Origin of the sequence: Roseicella aerolata, from assembly GCF_020523605.1 — a bacterium.
Lineage (GTDB): Bacteria > Pseudomonadota > Alphaproteobacteria > Acetobacterales > Acetobacteraceae > Paracraurococcus > Paracraurococcus aerolatus.
Genome location: NZ_JAJAQI010000032.1, coordinates 1 through 16,094, shown reverse-complemented (window position 1 = coordinate 16,094; position 16,094 = coordinate 1). Strand labels below are relative to the sequence as shown.

Below are 16,094 nucleotides of genomic sequence, written 5' to 3'. Positions count from 1 at the left end.
CACTGGCCCGGCGGATCGCCCCGCCGGGCCGCGCGCGTCAGCGCCGGGAGGCCTGGGCCAGGAAGCTGTCGAAGGAAAGCTCCGCCACCCGGAACCAGGCGCGCATGTCGTCGCGCGACTTCGACCAGCTCTCATGGATCTTCCGGTATTCCGGGCTGCGCCCGGCGAGTTCCTGCTCCAGCGCCTGGGTTTCGCGGTAGCAGGCCTCCAGCACCTCCCGCGGGAAGGGGCGGAGCTGCGTGCCGGAGCCGATCAGGCGGCGCAGCGCATCCGGGTTGCGGGTGTCGTAGCGGGCGACCATCCAGTGCGTCGCCTCGGCCGCCGCCACCCGGATGGCGGCCTGGTAGCTCTTCGGCAGGGCGTTCCACTGCTGGAGATTGACGACGAGGCTGGTGTTCGCCGCGCCCTCCCACCAGGCGGGGTAGTAATAGTAGGGAGCCACCTTGTTGAGGCCGAGCCTCTCGTCGTCATAGGGGCCGAGCCACTCGACCGCGTCGATCGTCCCGCGCTCCAGCGCCGGGTAGATGTCGCCGCCGGCGAGTTGCTGCGGCACGCCGCCGAGCCGCTGCAGCACCGTGCCGCCGAGGCCGGCGATGCGCATCTTGAGGCCCTTCAGGTCCTCGGCGGACCGGATCTCCTTGCGGTACCAGCCGCCCATCTGGGCGCCGGTGGTGCCCAGCGGCAGGCTGTAGCAATCATACTGCCGGAACAGCCCGTTCAGCAGCTCGATCCCGCCGCCTTCATACATCCAGGCATTCTGCTGGCGGGTGTTGAGGCCGAAGGGCACGCCGGTGGCGAAGGCGAAGGCCGGGTTCTTGCCGATATAGGCGGAGGCGGTGGTGTGGCAGGCCTCCACCGTGCCGGCCTGGACGGCATCCAGCGCCTGCAGCGCCGGCACCACCTCGCCCGGTCCGAAGACGCGGATCTGGAAGCGGTCCTCGGTCAGTTCCGCGACGGTCTTGGCAAAGACCTGCGCCGCGCCGTGGATGGCGTCGAGGCTGGTGGGGTAGCTGCTGGTCAGCCGCCAGCGCAAGGCCGGCGCCTGGGCGTGGACGATGGCGGGGGCAGCGAGCGGCGCCGCGGCGGTGGCGGCGAGCGCGCTGCGGCGCAGGATGGCGCGGCGGTCCATGGATTCTGGTCTCATCCGGGGTTCGTGCGGCGCGGCAGGAACCATGGAAGCCGAGGCGGGAGAAGGCCGCGGAAAAGGTTCCATCATTGCGCTTGGGTGGGGTTGCCCTGGGCGGGCCGCGCCACTATGGTCCGCGCCCTCGCCGGACCCCGAGGGGGATGCCTGCGGCGCGGGATGGGTGGCCGAGCGGTCGAAGGCGCGCGCCTGGAAAGTGCGTATACGTCAAAAGCGTATCGTGGGTTCGAATCCCACCCCATCCGCCAGTTGCCCTGAGCGTCGCGCTCTCCGACAGGTCGACCGCCGCGCTGAGTGGCAGGTTCTTTGGCGTTCTTCGCGCGGACCTGCTGACCGGCCCGAGCCGGCGAGGGTCGAGAGCCGCTCTCCGGGCGCCAATTCTCTCCGGACCTCCTGACCTGCCCGATCTGGTACGCCCAGAAAAATCCAAGAAAATTATGAACCTGCGGGCTGTCTAACGGCGCGTGGTTCGAACTGCTTAATGGAAGCAACCGCGACATGCCGCGAAAAGCATCGCGAAGTCCACGGCCTTCATAGCCGCCTCAGACAACGGCATCGGTGACCCGCGCCCCTCGCCAACTACCGTCGACTGTGGCACTGGCCTGCAGGACGCAGAACGGGCACGAATGGGGTCTCGCCCCCGGAACACTGATGTTGGAACGCGCCGAAATTCAGCTTACCGATGAATGGTTTACGCCGGAATCAGACGCCGGAGCAAGCAAGCCGCTCGGCTTCCGGCATGAGCCTGGCGGCGTCCATCTGTCCAAGACCATGATGCTCGACGAATTGTCGGCGGTCATGCGGGCATCCGAGCCCGGGCAGAGCGCGACGGTTGCGCAGGCGATCCTTGACCACAACATCCTCGGCAAACCGACCGGATCGGCGCGAAAGCTCGCGCTATCAAGACTCAACACTCTTTTCGGAGTCGTAGACCCGCTCCCGATCCAGTCGGTCATGGTGATGCTTTGGCGGCGGTCGGCGTCCGGGCACCCCTTACTGGCATTGCTCTGCGCCCTGGCTCGCGAACCTCTCCTCCGCGATAGCGCGGCCGCAATCCTGGCAACACCGGAAGGAACGGCCTTGCGTTGGCCCGACCTAGCCGCCGCGCTCGCCAAGCGACACCCGGCTCGTTACTCTCCCAAGATGCTTAAGTCGCTGGCACAGAACTGCGCCTCGTCGTGGACGCAGTCCGGGCACCTTCGCGGCAAGGTCGCCAAGCGGCGCTCGCGGGCCGAGCCGTCCGCAGAGGCTGCAGCCTACGCCGCTCTTCTCGGCGCTCTCGCCGGCTTCGGGGGGCCAGCTCTGCTTGCCTCGCCTTGGATGCGGGTGCTCGACAGGCCGGAGCAGGACGTGATTGCCCTTCTGCGGCGAGCCGAGGCCCAAGGTCTCCTCCAGATTCGCGTGGGCGGAGGGGTCGTCCAAATCGATGTCATCCGCCCGATGGCCCAGCTCACCGGAGTGACGGCTCTTGCCAACGGTTGACGAACTTCTGAGCCATTTCCAGCGCCAGGCTTCGCTTCCATGGGCGAAGGAGACCGCGCGCGATTACCGCGTCTGGATCCTGCATTATGAAAAAGCATTGGAGCGGCGCGTGCAGGGTCGCCTCCATGAATTCGAAGCCATTGCGCGCAAGTTTGGGCACGGATGGGAAAATCTCAATCTAGCATCGTTCATCCCCACTTGGTTTGCGGCGCACGATCTCTTTGAGGGGCTGTTAGAACAACCTGATGAGCTACCCGGCCTTCTGCCTGACTTCGAGGCCCATGTTGTGAAAGTCGTTCAAGATCGGCTCAGGTCACTGAGTGATCGAGACATACTTGCGATCTCGGGTGCCGGATCTTTGTTCGGCCTGACCCGCGTCTCGACGATTGCAGAGAAAGTGGCCTCCGAGATCCCCGGCCGCCTGCTTCTGTTCTTCCCGGGTCGGCACGAGAGCGGAGTCTATCGGCTCCTCGATGCCCGCGATGGTTGGAGTTACCGAGCGACCCCTATTCCGGCATAATCAACCAGCAGTGACATGGCCGGGATTCGTCTGAATGCTGAATCGTGAGGTTTTTCAAACCGATCCGAGCTCATACCGCATTCCTAATGACGGCGTTGCGAAGATCATCTTCCCGCCGGGTGCCGGCAGCCCGACGCAGACGCTGAAGGACGAACTCCGTACCTTCATCACCGATGGCGAGTTCGGCCGCGGCCTTCAGCGAATCCTGGAGTCGTTTCGGTCCGGTTTGGCGCAGGGCAGCCAGAAGGGTGTGTGGATCAGCGGCTTCTACGGGTCCGGCAAGTCGCACCTGGCGAAGATGCTTTGCGCCCTCTGGACGGACCAGCCCTTCGAGGACGGATCGCGCCCGAGCACGCTGCTACCAGAACCCTCCGCCGAACTGCTGTCCGAGCTCCGCGCGCTCCGCACGGCGGGAGAGCGCGCCGGCGGGCTGCACGCGGCCGGCGGTACGCTTGGCGGTGGCTCCGACGATCCAAAGCTCGCCACGCTGGGCATTGTCTTGCAATCCGTGGGCCTCCCCCTCGACTTCCGAGCAGCGCGGGTCGCCTTCTGGCTGGCTGACGAGGGCATCCTCGATGCCGTCCGTGCGCGCCTGGGTGATGCGTTCGAAAGCGCGATCCGCAACTTCGTGCTCTCTACAGCCTTCCGTGAGGCCGTTCTCGCCGAGAAGCCCTCGCTGGCGGCGAATGCGCGGGACCTGTCGGACCGTCTGAAGGCCGACTTCCCCCAACCGCCCGAAATCACCGTCGCGGATCTGTCCTCCACCGTTCGGCGCGCCCTGCTGCTGAACCGGAAGGAGCTGCCCCTCACCCTCGTGGTCCTCGACGAGGTGCAGCAGTTCCTCAAGAACGACCCGAACCGAAGCCTCGACGTGCAGAATATCGCCGAGCGCCTCGCGGCCGACTTTGACGGGCGGCTTCTCCTGGTCTGCACCGGCCAGCAGGCGCTGAACGAGCTGCCCAACCTGCAGAAGCTGCTCGGCCGCTTTCAAATCCGCATCAGCCTCGGCGAGGCGGACATGGACTCCGTCATCCGCAAGACCGTGCTGCGCAAGACCGGACAGGGAGCGGACCAGGTCCGTGCCATGCTGGACGAACGGGCCGGCGAGATTTCGCGGCACCTGCGCGGTACCCGGGTCGCTCACCGCGCCGAGGATGGTCCGGACGCCGTGCTGGACTGGCCGCTGCTACCGTCGCGCCGCCGCGTGTGGGAGCGCGTGCTGCGCGCGCTCGACAAATCCGGCATGGCCGGCGCGCTGCGGACCCAGATGGCTGTCGCGCTGGAGTCGGCGCGCCTCGTGGCCGACAAGCCAGTCGGAAGCGCGGTGCCGACTGATTTTCTCTACACCCGCTTCGCCGACGAGGCCTTCGCGGCCGGCGAGCTGCCCGAGGAAACGCGCACGCGGATCACGAAGCTGCGGGACGGGAATGCCGACGAACGCCTGCAGGCGCGCGTGCTGATGCTTGTCTACATGCTCGGCCTCATTCAAGGCGATGCCGACATCCACGGCATTCGCCCCACGACCGAGGTACTGGCCGATCTGCTTGTCGAGGACCTCTCCGCCGGCGGCGATGTCCGGGGCGCAGTCCCCAGGGCCATCGCTGCCCTCGAAGAGGCGGGCGCCATCATGCCCCTCGACGGCATCTGGCGGTTGCAGACGAAGGAAGCCGCCGAGTGGGACGCGGCCTACCGCGCAGAACTGCGGAATCTCCAGTCCAATCCCTCTGAGCTCGCCTCTCGCCGTCGCGGTGCCCTCGACGCAGCACTGTCGGAAGCCCTGAAGGGTCTCGCCAGCGTTGCGCAAGGCCGAAGCTCTGTCGCCCGCAAGCTGGTTCGTCTTCGTCCGAACGAGAAGGCACCGAGCGATGGCTTGGCCGTTCGCATCTACAACGGCTGGGACGACACGCTGAAGCAGGTCACAACCGACATCAGCGCGCAGCCCGACACGGACGCTACCATCCACCTGCTCATCGAACGCAACGCTGCCGAGGCCGACCGCCTCGAGGAAGCGCTGCGCCAGCGCCTGGCTGCGCAGACCGTCATCGACCAGCGCGGCGCGCCCGGTACCGCGGAAGGCGAGCAGGCCCAGAAGGCACTGGCCGCTCGCGTCTCTGCCGCGGATCGCACGGTGAAGGAGATCGCCGAAGGCGCTGTGCGCGAGGCGAAGGTGATCCTCGCCGGCGGCGCCGAGCAGTCCGGCACCTATCTGAAGGACCGCCTGCACGCAGCAGCCCAGTCGGCGCTGATCCGCCTCTATCCCCGCTTCGACATCGGCGATGATCCAGGCTGGGAGCGCGTGGTGAAAGCCGCGCAGGGCGGCCAAGCTGATGCCCTCAAGCACGTCGGCCATAACGGCACGCCCGAGACGCATCCCGTCTGCCAGGCCGTCCTCTCCCGCCTTGGCGCCGGCCGGAAGGGCAAGGAACTCCGCGACGAGTTCGAAGGCTCACCTTATGGATGGCCGCAGGATGCGGTAGATGGTGCGCTGCTCGTGCTCGACCATGCGGACCTGATCCGCACGCTCGGCGAAGACGGCAAGGAGGTGGCGCTCCGCAGCCTCCCGCGCCAGAAGATCAGCCTCTGCCGCTTCCTGCCCGAGGCGGACACCGTCACAATTGTCCATCGTCGAGCCATCCGCGAACTCGGTCAGACCGTCGGCGTCCACGTGCCGCCGGATGAGGAGGGTGAGAAGCTCTCCGAGATCCTGCGCAAGCTTCGTGACACAGCACAGGCTGCCGGCGGTGATGCACCCGCGCCGTCCGCACCGGCCACGCCCGACCTCGACGCAATCGAGGCGGAGCACGGCAACCGCCGCCTGATCGAAGCGGCCAGCCGCAAGCAGGCGCTGATCGATAGCTACAAGGCCTGGGACGCGGCCTGCCAGACCATCGCCGCCCGGCTGCCGGCCTGGCGCACCACGCTGCGCCTGGTTGAGCTCGGCGCGCATGGCCAGCAGGCCGCGATGGACGACATCCGCGATCGGCGCCGCTTGCTGGAGGAACCGGATCCGATCCCCCCGCTCCGCCAGGACGCCGCGGCTGAGCTGCGCCAGCGCCTCAACGCGGCGCTCGATGCCTTCAAGGCGGCGATGGACAAGGCCGAGGAGGATCTCAAGGCAGACTCGAACTGGATGAGCCCCAAACTGACACCGGAGGATCGCCAGAAGATCCGCGACGATCACGGCCTGCGCCCTATCGCCCGGCCGTCGGTGGCGAGCGCGGAGGACATCGTCGCCGCACTGACCGCACGCAACCTGGAAGGCTGGGCCGCGCTGACGCGCGGCATCCCGGCAGGCGTACAGGCGGCGCTTGATGAAGCAGCGGAGATGCTGTTGCCGAAGGTGCAGCCCATCACCGTCCCGATCCCCGGCACGCTGTACGACGATGCCGCGCTCGACGCCTGGCTGGCTAAGGTCCGGGAGGCGATCGCCGCTGCCCTGCTCAATGGCCCCGTCCGCCCGCGCTTCTGAGGCCACCATGACCGATCTCACTCGCGAGCAGCGCGGCGCCCTGCGAACCGCCATCAGCGCGGCGCGGCAGGAAGCCGAGGCAGCGGCCGCCGACGCACTGCGTCGTCTGGGCGTGGCGGAGGCCGAGGCCCCCGCGCACCTCGACGCCGAGAAGCGCAAGCAGCGTAACCGCCTGCGCGCCCATGCCCGCGCCTTGGGCGATGCCCGCGCGGCCAATGGCACTCAGGCCATCACGCGGCTGACGGAGCAGGCAGCCTATGTCCAATGGCACAGGCTGCTCTTCGCGCGCTTCCTGATCGAGCGGAAGCTTCTGCGGGAGGAGACGGGCGCGCCCCTCTCGCTGAACGACTGTCGAGAGATCGCCTTTGGGGAAGGCGTGGGCGCCGACGAATGGTCGGTCGCCGCGGGCTTCGTTGCCGCCATGTTGCCTGGGGTTTTCCCGGCGGATGACCCGGTGGAGAGCCTGGTGCTGGCGCCGGAGCACTCGCGTACCCTGCGCCAGCGCCTGCTCGGCATCGATGCTGCCATCTTCCAGGCCGATGACAGCCTGGGCTGGACCTACCAGTTCTGGCGTGAAGCTGAGAAGAAGGCGGTCAACGAGGCGCAGGTGAAGATCGGGGCGGCGGAGCTGCCGGCGGTCACGCAGCTCTTCACCGAGCCCTACATGGTGCGCTTTTTGCTGCACAACACGCTCGGCGCCTGGTGGGCAGGCAAGTGCCTAGCCACCGCGCCGGCGCTGGCGCGCGGGGCCGCAGATGAGGCGGCGCTGCGCGCGGCCTGTGCGCTGCCGGGCTATGCCTGGAACTATCTGCGCTTTGTGAAGTCGCAGGACGGCACCTGGCGCCCCGCCGCCGGCACCTTCAGCGGCTGGCCGACGAAGGCGAAGGCGTTGGCCGTGCTCGACCCTTGCTGTGGCAGTGGCCACTTCCTGACCGAGGCGCTCTCCGCACTCGCCGCCCTGCGTCGCGCCGAGGAGGGGCTTTCTTCGGGTGAGGCGGTGGCGGCAGTGCTGCGCGACAACCTTGCCGGCCTGGAGATTGATGGGCGCTGCGTGCAGATCGCGGCCTTCAATCTGGCGCTGACGGGCTGGCGGATCGGTGGACCCGGAACCGCGCTGCCGACGCCGAACGTGGCCTGGGTGGGTGCGCCACCGCCGCTGCCGAAGACCGAGTTCGCAGCGCTTGCCAATGGCGATGCCGAACTGCGGCGTGGATTGGAGGCGTTGCACGATCTCTTCCGCCAGGCACCGCTGCTCGGGAGCTTAATCGAGCCCGTGGGCGGTGACCTGGCTGACCCGCGTCGCGTGGCCCGCATCGAGGACAGCATTGCAACCCTGGTCGAGCGGATGCGCGGCGCGGAGCCCGAGCGCGCAGAGGGTGTTGTGGCCGCGCGAGGCATGGCGGACGCTGCCGCTATATTGTCCCGGCGTTGGTCTCTTCTGATAACAAACGTGCCATTCCTCGGCGAGCGTCGCCAAAATTCACAAATGAAGTCAGAAATCGGAAGGCGCTTTGCAGCGGCAAAGGCCGACCTTTCAACAACGATGCTCGATCGGCTGCGCAACCTCGCTGAGCCCGCCTGCACCGTAGCGACGGTCATGCCGCAGAGCTGGATGTTACAGCCAAGCTACCAAGATCTTAGACGAAATATACTTCGGGAAGATGAACTTAACATTATAGCCTCGCTTGGCCCGCGCGCGTTCGAGACAATAAGTGGCGAACGGGTTGATGTTGCCTTGTGCGCTACATCCAGGTCTGTCTCGAGCGACCGGCACCGTTTCTCGTCAGTCAACGCTACTGCTGGCCGAGATTCTGAAGCGAAAGCAGCGCTTTTGTTGGAAGCTCCGGTGACGAGTCAATCTCAAGCCTCACAACTTGGCAATCCCGGCCAGCGCATAATGCTGGTAGCTCTTGCCGGATCAACAAAGAAGACTCTGGGAGATTTTGCTGTAACTTATCAGGGTGTTAAATCTGGGGATGACGAGCGATTCGTTCGATACTTTTGGGAAATGGAAGCTCAGCGCGACGGCTGGCGTAACATGCAAACAACAGTGGAGAAGAGCCTGCTGTATGGCGGCGCCATGTTGCAGCTGTGGTGGGGGCTGGACGGATCGCATTTGATCCGACGACGAGAAGAAGGGCAGCGTATGGCAGCGCAGCGTCGTGCTGTGTCAGTGAGTCAGATGAGCTCCCTGCCGAGCTGTATCCTGTCCGCGGAAGTTTTCGATAGCAATGTGAGCCCGATTTTTGTCGAGAATGAGAGTTTGATACCAGCGATCTACGAGTTTATCATTTCTCCTGAGTTCTACGCTGCCAAGCAAGCGCTGGAAACAGGGATGAAGGCAAATAACGGTACGCTTCTGCAAATCCCGTTTGATCTGCCGCGCTGGCAAAGCATTGCAGAACGAAAATACCCGAGTGGCCTACCCGAGCCCTACTCCGACGACCCCACACAATGGCTCTTCCACGGCGATCCACGGCACGCTCCGCCAGGCACCGAACTCCACGTCGCGCTTGCTCGCCTCGCCGGCTACCGCTGGCCGGCCGAGACTGATGCCACTATGCGACTGTCGACCGAGGCGCGCGCTCGCATCGCCGAAGCCGCGGCGCTGCCGCCAGCCGACGCGGACGGCCTGGTGCCCCTGAATCCGCTGCTCGGCGGACGCGGACTCGCTGATCGCCTGCGCGCTTGGTGCGCAGCGGCCTGGGGCAAAGCCTGGACGGCAGAGACCGAAGCTGCCCTCATCGCCGCCGCCTGCGAGCGTGCCAGGGACAAGCCGCCACGCAGCCTCACCCTGGACGCCTGGCTCCGCACTCATGCGGCTCGCCAGCACGCCAAGCTGTTCCACGACCGGCCCTTTCTGTGGTGGATCACCGATGGCCGCTCTGATGGCTTCATGGCGGTCGTCCACTATCACCGTCTGACCCGTGATGCCCTCTCCCGCCTCGCCTTCCATGTGCTGGGCGATCACCTGGCGCGCCTCGGCGACGACCCGCGCGCCGAAGCGGCCCGCATCCTGCAGAGGAAGCTAGAGCAGATCATTGAGGGCGACGCCCCCTACGACATCTTCGTCCGCTGGAAGCCCCTGCACGAGCAGCCGCTCGGCTGGGACCCCGACTTGGATGATGGCGTTCGCCTCAACATCCGCCCCTTCATCGAAGCCGGCGTGCTCGCCCATGTTCCGAACGGCGTTCACTACCGCACGGATCGCGGCAAGGACGTGGCCTCCGCCCCCTGGTACAGCGTGTTCAACGGCGAACGCCGTAACGACCATCACACGACGCTTGCAGAGAAGCGCGCCGCCCGCGCCGCGCGACAAGATGGGCGCCGCTGACCTCATGGAGCTGCCTAATCGCCAGGTGGCTGTGGCTTGGGCATGTGTCCGCGACATTCTCAACAGCGCGGCGCGCCCCTCGGCGCGCGAGTTAGTTGTAGCCATCGAAGCGAAGCACGGGCCGCTCGCCCGGTGGCACATCGCGGATGCCATCAAGACGATTAATGCAAACGCCGGCTCGGTCGGCTTGTTGGCGGCGGATCGCGAATACCTGCGTGTGATGGAGGATGATGGCAGCCTGGACGCCGCGCTCCGTGGCGAAGGCGCCAAGGAGCATGATGTCGTCTCCACCGTGGATGCCCTGTTGCGGCAGAGCGCTGTCTACCGCTCCTCCGCCTCGTTCTGCGAGATGGTCGACTTCATGGGCAAGTTCCGTCGCTACTCAGCCTACAACAACATGCTCGTGCGCATTCAGAACCCGCGCTGCGGGTTCTACGCGACCGAAAAGACCTGGACGGATCGCTTCAAGCGGTGGGTGAAGGTAGACGCCCGCCCCATGCTCATCCTCGCGCCGATGCACCCGGTCATGCTCGTCTATGCGCTGGACGATACGGATGGCCCGCCCCTGCCCGCGAAGCTCGCCGACTTCGCGCAGTTCACGGGGGATTTCGACCAGGAGTGGCTGCGGCAACTCATCGCCAACGCGGCCGGGCATCGAATCCGCGTCGCATTCCTGCCTCTGTCTTCCACCCATGCCGGTTTCGCCACCCGGCACCTGACAGGCGGCGACTGGAAGATGCGGATCGCCGTGCATGAGGGGCTCGACGCCCCGAGCCGGTTCGGCATCCTGTGCCATGAGATCGCGCATGTGCTGCTCGGCCACCTCGGTAGCGACTATGATGGTTGGTGGCCCGCTCGCTCGAACCTCACCCACCGGACGGTGGAGATCGAGGTCGAGGCGATCGCGCACATTGTCACCACGCGCTTCGGCTTGGCGGGTCATAGCGCCGGCTACCTCTCCAGCTACACCAAAGATGGCGCGATCCCGGAGACCGTCTCGTTGGACTTCATCGCTAAAGTCGCGGGCCACATCGAGAAGATGGCCACCGAGCCGATGCCCGCCCGCAAACCGCGTAAGCCGCCAGTAAGCCGATCGAAGGCGCAGGCTGCCGCATGACCACGCCGCTCGATGCCCTGGTCGCCGCCCTTCGCGCCGCCGGCGACCACGACCCGCGCGCCGAAGCGCCGCCCGAGGCCCTGCTTTGGTGCGATCCTGGGCGGGACTTCACCCCTCTGCTGCCCGCTCTTCGCCGCGCCTTGCCCAATCTGCTTACCTTCGGCGACCACGATCCGGCACTGCGTCAGGGCCCGGCGATCTGGCTGCGCACCGCCGCCGGCCGCGCCGTGCCTGGCGTGAGTTGGGAGGGCGACGAGCCCGCCATCCTCTACCTACCCGGCGTCGCGCGGGAGACGCTGCGCGCCGCCGAGGAGTGCCCAACGCACCTCCAGCTCCTCGCCTGGCTGATGGTGGGCGGCAGCACCTTTGGCCACCCCAACGGCCGTGACTGGACTCTGCGCGGCTTCCTTTCGGCGAAGACGGCCTATGGCGGTCTCGGTCTCGATGTGGCGCAGGACGAGCCAACGCGCCTCGCCCTTCTCGCCGCCGCACCGAAGCTATTCGCGATGTCGCTCGCCGAGCTGCGGGACCGCCGGCTGGACGCGCCATGGCTGCACAGCCTGCTTGCGCCAGACCTGGCAGAGGACACGCTGGCCTGGCTTGGCGGGCGCTTTGACGCGACAACGGATCCGGCGCGCTTCGCCGCCTTCTGCGCTCGGGCGAAGACCGAGCTGAAGATTGACCCTGCGAAGGTGAAGCCGGGCGTCGCCGCACAACGGCTGCTCAAGCGTGAGAAGGGCTGGGACGCGATCTGGAACCGCTTCGCGCAGGGCGGCTCCGGCTTCCACGAGGACGCCGCGGCGCTGCTGATTGCGCAGGAGGCGCCGGACGGGCTCTTCGCCGATCCCACTGTCTACGCCGCAGCGAATGCGCGGGCGGAGGATAGGTTGCGGGCAGCGCTGCTGGCTCTCGCCGACAAGCCCGCTGCCACAGCGCGCGACGAGATCTGTGCCCTCGCTAAGGAACACGCTGTGCGGTGTTCTGGCCCATGGGCTGTGCGCGGGCAGTCGCCGCTAGCTTTCGCTGTCGCACACTTGGCCACGCTCGCCACGACGCCGCCCTTGCCGGTTGCGGATGCGGACGGGCTGGCCGCAGCCTACTCGGCGGAGGGCTGGCAGGCGGATTGGGCTGCGCTTGCTGCCTTGGCAGCCACTGCGCCCGCCGGCACCGGTGCTGCGCTGCACGCAGTAGAGAACCGGGCGGCCGTCACCGCCGCGCTTCGCGCCGTCTATGCGCCCCGACTGCACCGCGATGCCGAGGCGCTCCAGACGATGCTGCGCGATGGCGTGCCCCGCTCGTCTCCAGCCACGCCGGCGGACATCGTCCTATTCGTCGACGGGCTTCGCATGGACCTGGCGCAGCGCCTGGCGGCGATGGTGCGTGAGCAGGGCGCCACAGCGGATATCTCTTGGAGATGGGCGGGCTTCCCCACGGTGACCGCGACCTGCAAGCCGCTCGCGAGCCCAGCTGCCAGCCGCTTCAAGGGAAACGCGCAGACCACCGACTTCTACCCGGCCTCGGCAGACGGCAAGCTCGCCGAGCAGCCTATCTTGCTGCGCGAGATGGCCGAACTCGGATGGCGTGCCGAAGAGGTATTGGTGGGAAGCGAGCCGGGGTGGATCGAGCGGGGCCACTTCGATCGGGATGGGCATGACCAGCAGGCCCGCATGGTCGATCGCCTTGAAAGCGAGCTCGCGTCGCTTGCGGGTCACGTACTGCGGCTGGCGCGGTCGGGCCGGCGCGTGCGCATTGCCACGGATCACGGATGGCTATTGCTGCCCGGCGGCCTGCCCATCGCGAAGCTTGAGGCCGGACTAACGGAGACGAAGTGGTCGCGCTGCGCTGTGATCAAGGATGGCGCTGCCACCACGGCGCGCCGCCTCCCGTGGAGTTGGAACCCCACGGTGTCCGTGGCGACGGCGCCAGGCGCGCACGCCTTCCGTGGCGGGCAGGACTATGCCCATGGCGGGGTTAGCCCTCAGGAGTCCATCGTCCCTGAGATTCTGGTCGCTCCCTTGGCTGGCGCACGTCGTGCCGCCATCGTGACGGCAGAGTGGTCTGGGTTGAGGCTGCGAATTCAGGCTGACGGCGGCGACGGGTTGATTGCCGACATCTTGCTCGGCGCCGATGGCGAAGGCGGATCCGTGGTCAAGCAGGCCCTGCCGCTCGATGCCGATGGTAAGACCGCGCTGCTGGTGCCCGACGATCTTCTGGAGGGTAAGCCTGCGCTGCTGGTTCTGCGAGGAGACGGCGGAACGGTCGTTACGAGTCGGCCCGTCGTGATTGGGGGCTCGTGATGGAGTTGGACGCGCTCGACAGACTGGCGGCTGAGGCCTTCAAGGGCCTGATCGTTCGGAAGGACCTGGTCCGCCAGTTTCGGGGCCAGTTTCCGGTGCCCACCTACGTCGTCGAATTCATGCTCGGCCGGTACTGTGCGACCACCGATGAGCAAGAGATCGCCGAAGGCGTAGAGCTGGTCCGCGGCCAGCTTACATCCCGGACGGTGCGGGCGGGCGAAGATGAACTGCTGAAGTCTCGCGCCCGCGAGACTGGCGCTGTTCGCGTGATTGATATCGTGACCGCCCGGCTCGACGCGAAGTCGGACAGCTACCTCGCCACCCTGCCCAGCCTCCGCCTCACAGACGTGCGGATCGCCGATGAGCTGGTCCGCGAGAACGAGCGGATGCTGACTGGTGGGTTCTATGCCGAGGTGGACCTCGGCTACGACGCGACGATCGCGCAGGAGCGAGGCGGCCGGCCTTTCCAGGTGAACGCGGTTCGCCCGATTCAGCTTTCGACGCGCGGTATTCTCGACCGAATCATCGAGGGCCGCGCCAGGATGACGACGGAGCAGTGGAAGGACCTGTTGCTCCGCAGCGTGGGCCTGGAGCCGAGCAAGCTCAGCGCGCGCGCGAAGGACATCTCGATCCTGCGCATGATCCCGTTCGTAGAGCGGAACTACAACATGGTGGAGCTAGGTCCGCGCGGAACGGGCAAGAGCCACCTGTTCCAGCAGGTCTCGCCCTATGCCCACCTGGTGTCGGGCGGTAAGGCCACCGTGGCCCGAATGTTCGTGAACATGGCGAACGGGCAGCGCGGTCTGGTCTGCCAATACGATGTCGTCTGCTTCGACGAGGTGTCAGGCGTGTCCTTCGACCAGAAGGACGGCGTGAACATCATGAAGGGCTATATGGAGAGCGGCGAGTTCTCCCGGGGACGAGAGAGCATCCGCGCGGAGGGCAGCATCGTTCTCGTCGGCAACTTCGATGTCGATGTTCAGCATCAGCAGCGTGTGGGCCATCTCTTTGGCCCCTTGCCTCCGGAGATGCGGAACGACACCGCCTTCATGGACCGCATCCACTCCTATCTGCCAGGCTGGGACATTCCGAAGGTCAGCCGCACGCTGTTCACTCATCACTTTGGGCTCGTCAGCGATGTGCTGGCGGAGGCGTTCACACGCCTGCGGGACGGCACGCGCGCGAATGTGCTGCTCGGGCGCGTGCATTTCGGCGGCGCGCTGTCGGGTCGCGACCAGAACGCGGTGAACAAGACGGTCAGCGGTCTTCTGAAGCTGATGCACCCGGACGCTCAGGCGCCCGTGAACGACGAGGATCTCGAATGGGCTGTGCGGCTGGCGCTGGAGGTCCGCCGGCGAGTGAAGGAGCAGCAGAAGCGGATCGGTTCGGCGGAGTTCCGCAACACGCAATTCAGCTACTCGATCGGCCCCGATGGCGTTGAGCACTTCGTGGCGACGCCCGAACTCCAGAGCGAAGACAGCATCGGAGGCGATCCTCTTCCTGCGGGCCAGGTTTGGGCGCTGAGCCCAGGCGGGCAGGATGAAGCGGCAGGTCTTTACCGCATCGAGGTCACAGAAGGGCCCGGCAGTGGCGTGCGGATCTTGAACCAGTCGCCTCCTGCGCCATTCCGCGAGAGCATCCGCTTTGCGGAGCAGAACCTCTATGGCCGTGCTCGCGACCTAGTTGGAGAGCGAAATCCTCGTGAGCATGAGTTCGCCGTTCAGCTTCGATCATTCGATGCGAGCAAGAGCGGCGCGGACCTAGGCATCGCCGCGCTTGTAGCGCTGTGCTCGGCATTGCTCGCTCGTCCGTTGAAGGGCGGCCTCGCCATCATTGGCGGACTGAATCTCGGCGGCTCGGTCGAGACCGTCCACAACCCAATCGACGTGGTTGAACTTGCCATGGAAAAGGGAGCGGCGACCATACTGATGCCGGTGGCGTGCCGGCGCCAACTTGTCGACCTGTCTGACGAGGCCGCCGCACGAGTGCAGATCGTGTTCTACCTCGATCCCGCTGATGCACTGCGGAAAGCCCTGCATGACGGATAGCCGAATCTGATGCCGTTCAGTCTGGAAGTGCTGCGATGAGGATTGCCGTACTCGGCTGGGGCTCGCTCATCTGGAACCCCGGCACTCTGAAGACAAGCGAAGCGTTCACGCCAACTGGCCCGCGGTTGCCAGTCGAGTTCTGTCGGATTTCCAACGACGGCCGCCTCACTCTCGTGCTGACCGAGGACTTCGGCACGCGCTCCGTGACTTATTCGGCCGTCAGTGCCTTTGGCGATCTCGCTTCAGCCGTCGCGGACCTGCGTATGCGCGAGGTCACTACGAGAGCCAATATTGGTATCGTCGATCTTCGGGGTGACGGTGGCAACGCTGCGAAGCAGCGGCACGCTAGCTTTGTCGACCAGATCAGCGAGTGGGCCGTCGAGCATCACTACGGTGCGGTGATTTGGACAGCCCTGGAAAGCAATTTCGCGGAGAGATCGGCCCGAGGGGAGGCGTTCTCCACGGCAGCGGCCGTTCGGTACCTGGAAGAGCTGAATGCCGATCAGAGAGCAGACGCTCTTCGCTACATCCGTAATGCGCCATCCGAGGTTCAGACGCCGGTGCTGTTGATTGCCACTGAGAGCTGACCCGGTTTGGGGTTAAGTTGCCACTGAGAGTTGACCCATGTTCGGACGCTAGCCTCGGGCCTTTGGTCGGGGGCGGTGGGAGTGTTGGACATGGCG

Annotated in this window: 9 protein-coding genes and 1 tRNA gene; 9 read left to right on the top strand and 1 reads right to left on the bottom strand. The window is 66.2% G+C overall.

What is annotated here, in order from left to right:
- Positions 1–37: 37 nt before the first annotated feature.
- Positions 38–1,129, bottom strand: coding sequence for a TRAP transporter substrate-binding protein (locus LHA35_RS18985; RefSeq protein ID WP_226610984.1), 1,092 nt, complete (start codon positions 1,127–1,129; stop codon positions 38–40).
- Positions 1,130–1,301: 172 nt separating this feature from the next.
- Here LHA35_RS18985 and LHA35_RS18980 point away from each other — a divergent pair.
- The 9 genes from LHA35_RS18980 (at position 1,302) to LHA35_RS18940 (ending at position 15,998) form a co-directional block, all read left to right on the top strand.
- Positions 1,302–1,392 (top strand) — tRNA-Ser (locus tag LHA35_RS18980).
- A gap of 403 nt (positions 1,393–1,795) precedes the next feature.
- Complete coding sequence (locus LHA35_RS18975) at positions 1,796–2,626, top strand: hypothetical protein (RefSeq protein WP_226610982.1); 831 nt, start codon at positions 1,796–1,798, stop codon at positions 2,624–2,626.
- The gene (locus tag LHA35_RS18970) at positions 2,613–3,146 is read left to right on the top strand and encodes a BREX protein BrxB domain-containing protein (RefSeq protein WP_226610980.1); all 534 of its coding nucleotides are present in this window, start codon (positions 2,613–2,615) and stop codon (positions 3,144–3,146) included. The genes LHA35_RS18975 and LHA35_RS18970 overlap by 14 nt, the downstream gene beginning before the upstream one ends.
- 34 nt (positions 3,147–3,180) lie before the next feature.
- Positions 3,181–6,615, top strand: coding sequence for a BREX system P-loop protein BrxC (gene brxC, locus LHA35_RS18965; RefSeq protein ID WP_226610978.1), 3,435 nt, complete (start codon positions 3,181–3,183; stop codon positions 6,613–6,615).
- Positions 6,616–6,622: 7 nt separating this feature from the next.
- Entirely contained in the window at positions 6,623–9,949 is a 3,327-nt protein-coding gene (locus LHA35_RS18960; RefSeq protein ID WP_226610976.1) for a BREX-1 system adenine-specific DNA-methyltransferase PglX, read from the top strand.
- A complete protein-coding gene (locus LHA35_RS18955) occupies positions 9,936–11,066 on the top strand; it encodes a hypothetical protein (protein ID WP_226610974.1) in 1,131 nt (376 codons plus the stop codon). Before LHA35_RS18960 ends, LHA35_RS18955 begins: the two co-directional genes overlap by 14 nt.
- Positions 11,063–13,363: a BREX-1 system phosphatase PglZ type B gene (pglZ, locus tag LHA35_RS18950; protein WP_226610972.1), complete on the top strand. Its 2,301-nt coding sequence runs from the start codon at positions 11,063–11,065 to the stop codon at positions 13,361–13,363. Before LHA35_RS18955 ends, pglZ begins: the two co-directional genes overlap by 4 nt.
- Positions 13,364–13,368: 5 nt before the next feature.
- On the top strand, positions 13,369–15,411 hold the full coding sequence (gene brxL / locus LHA35_RS18945) for a protease Lon-related BREX system protein BrxL (protein WP_456316087.1): 2,043 nt from the start codon (positions 13,369–13,371) through the stop codon (positions 15,409–15,411).
- A gap of 35 nt (positions 15,412–15,446) precedes the next feature.
- Positions 15,447–15,998: a hypothetical protein gene (locus LHA35_RS18940; protein WP_226610969.1), complete on the top strand. Its 552-nt coding sequence runs from the start codon at positions 15,447–15,449 to the stop codon at positions 15,996–15,998.
- The last annotated feature ends 96 nt before the right edge of the window (positions 15,999–16,094 follow it).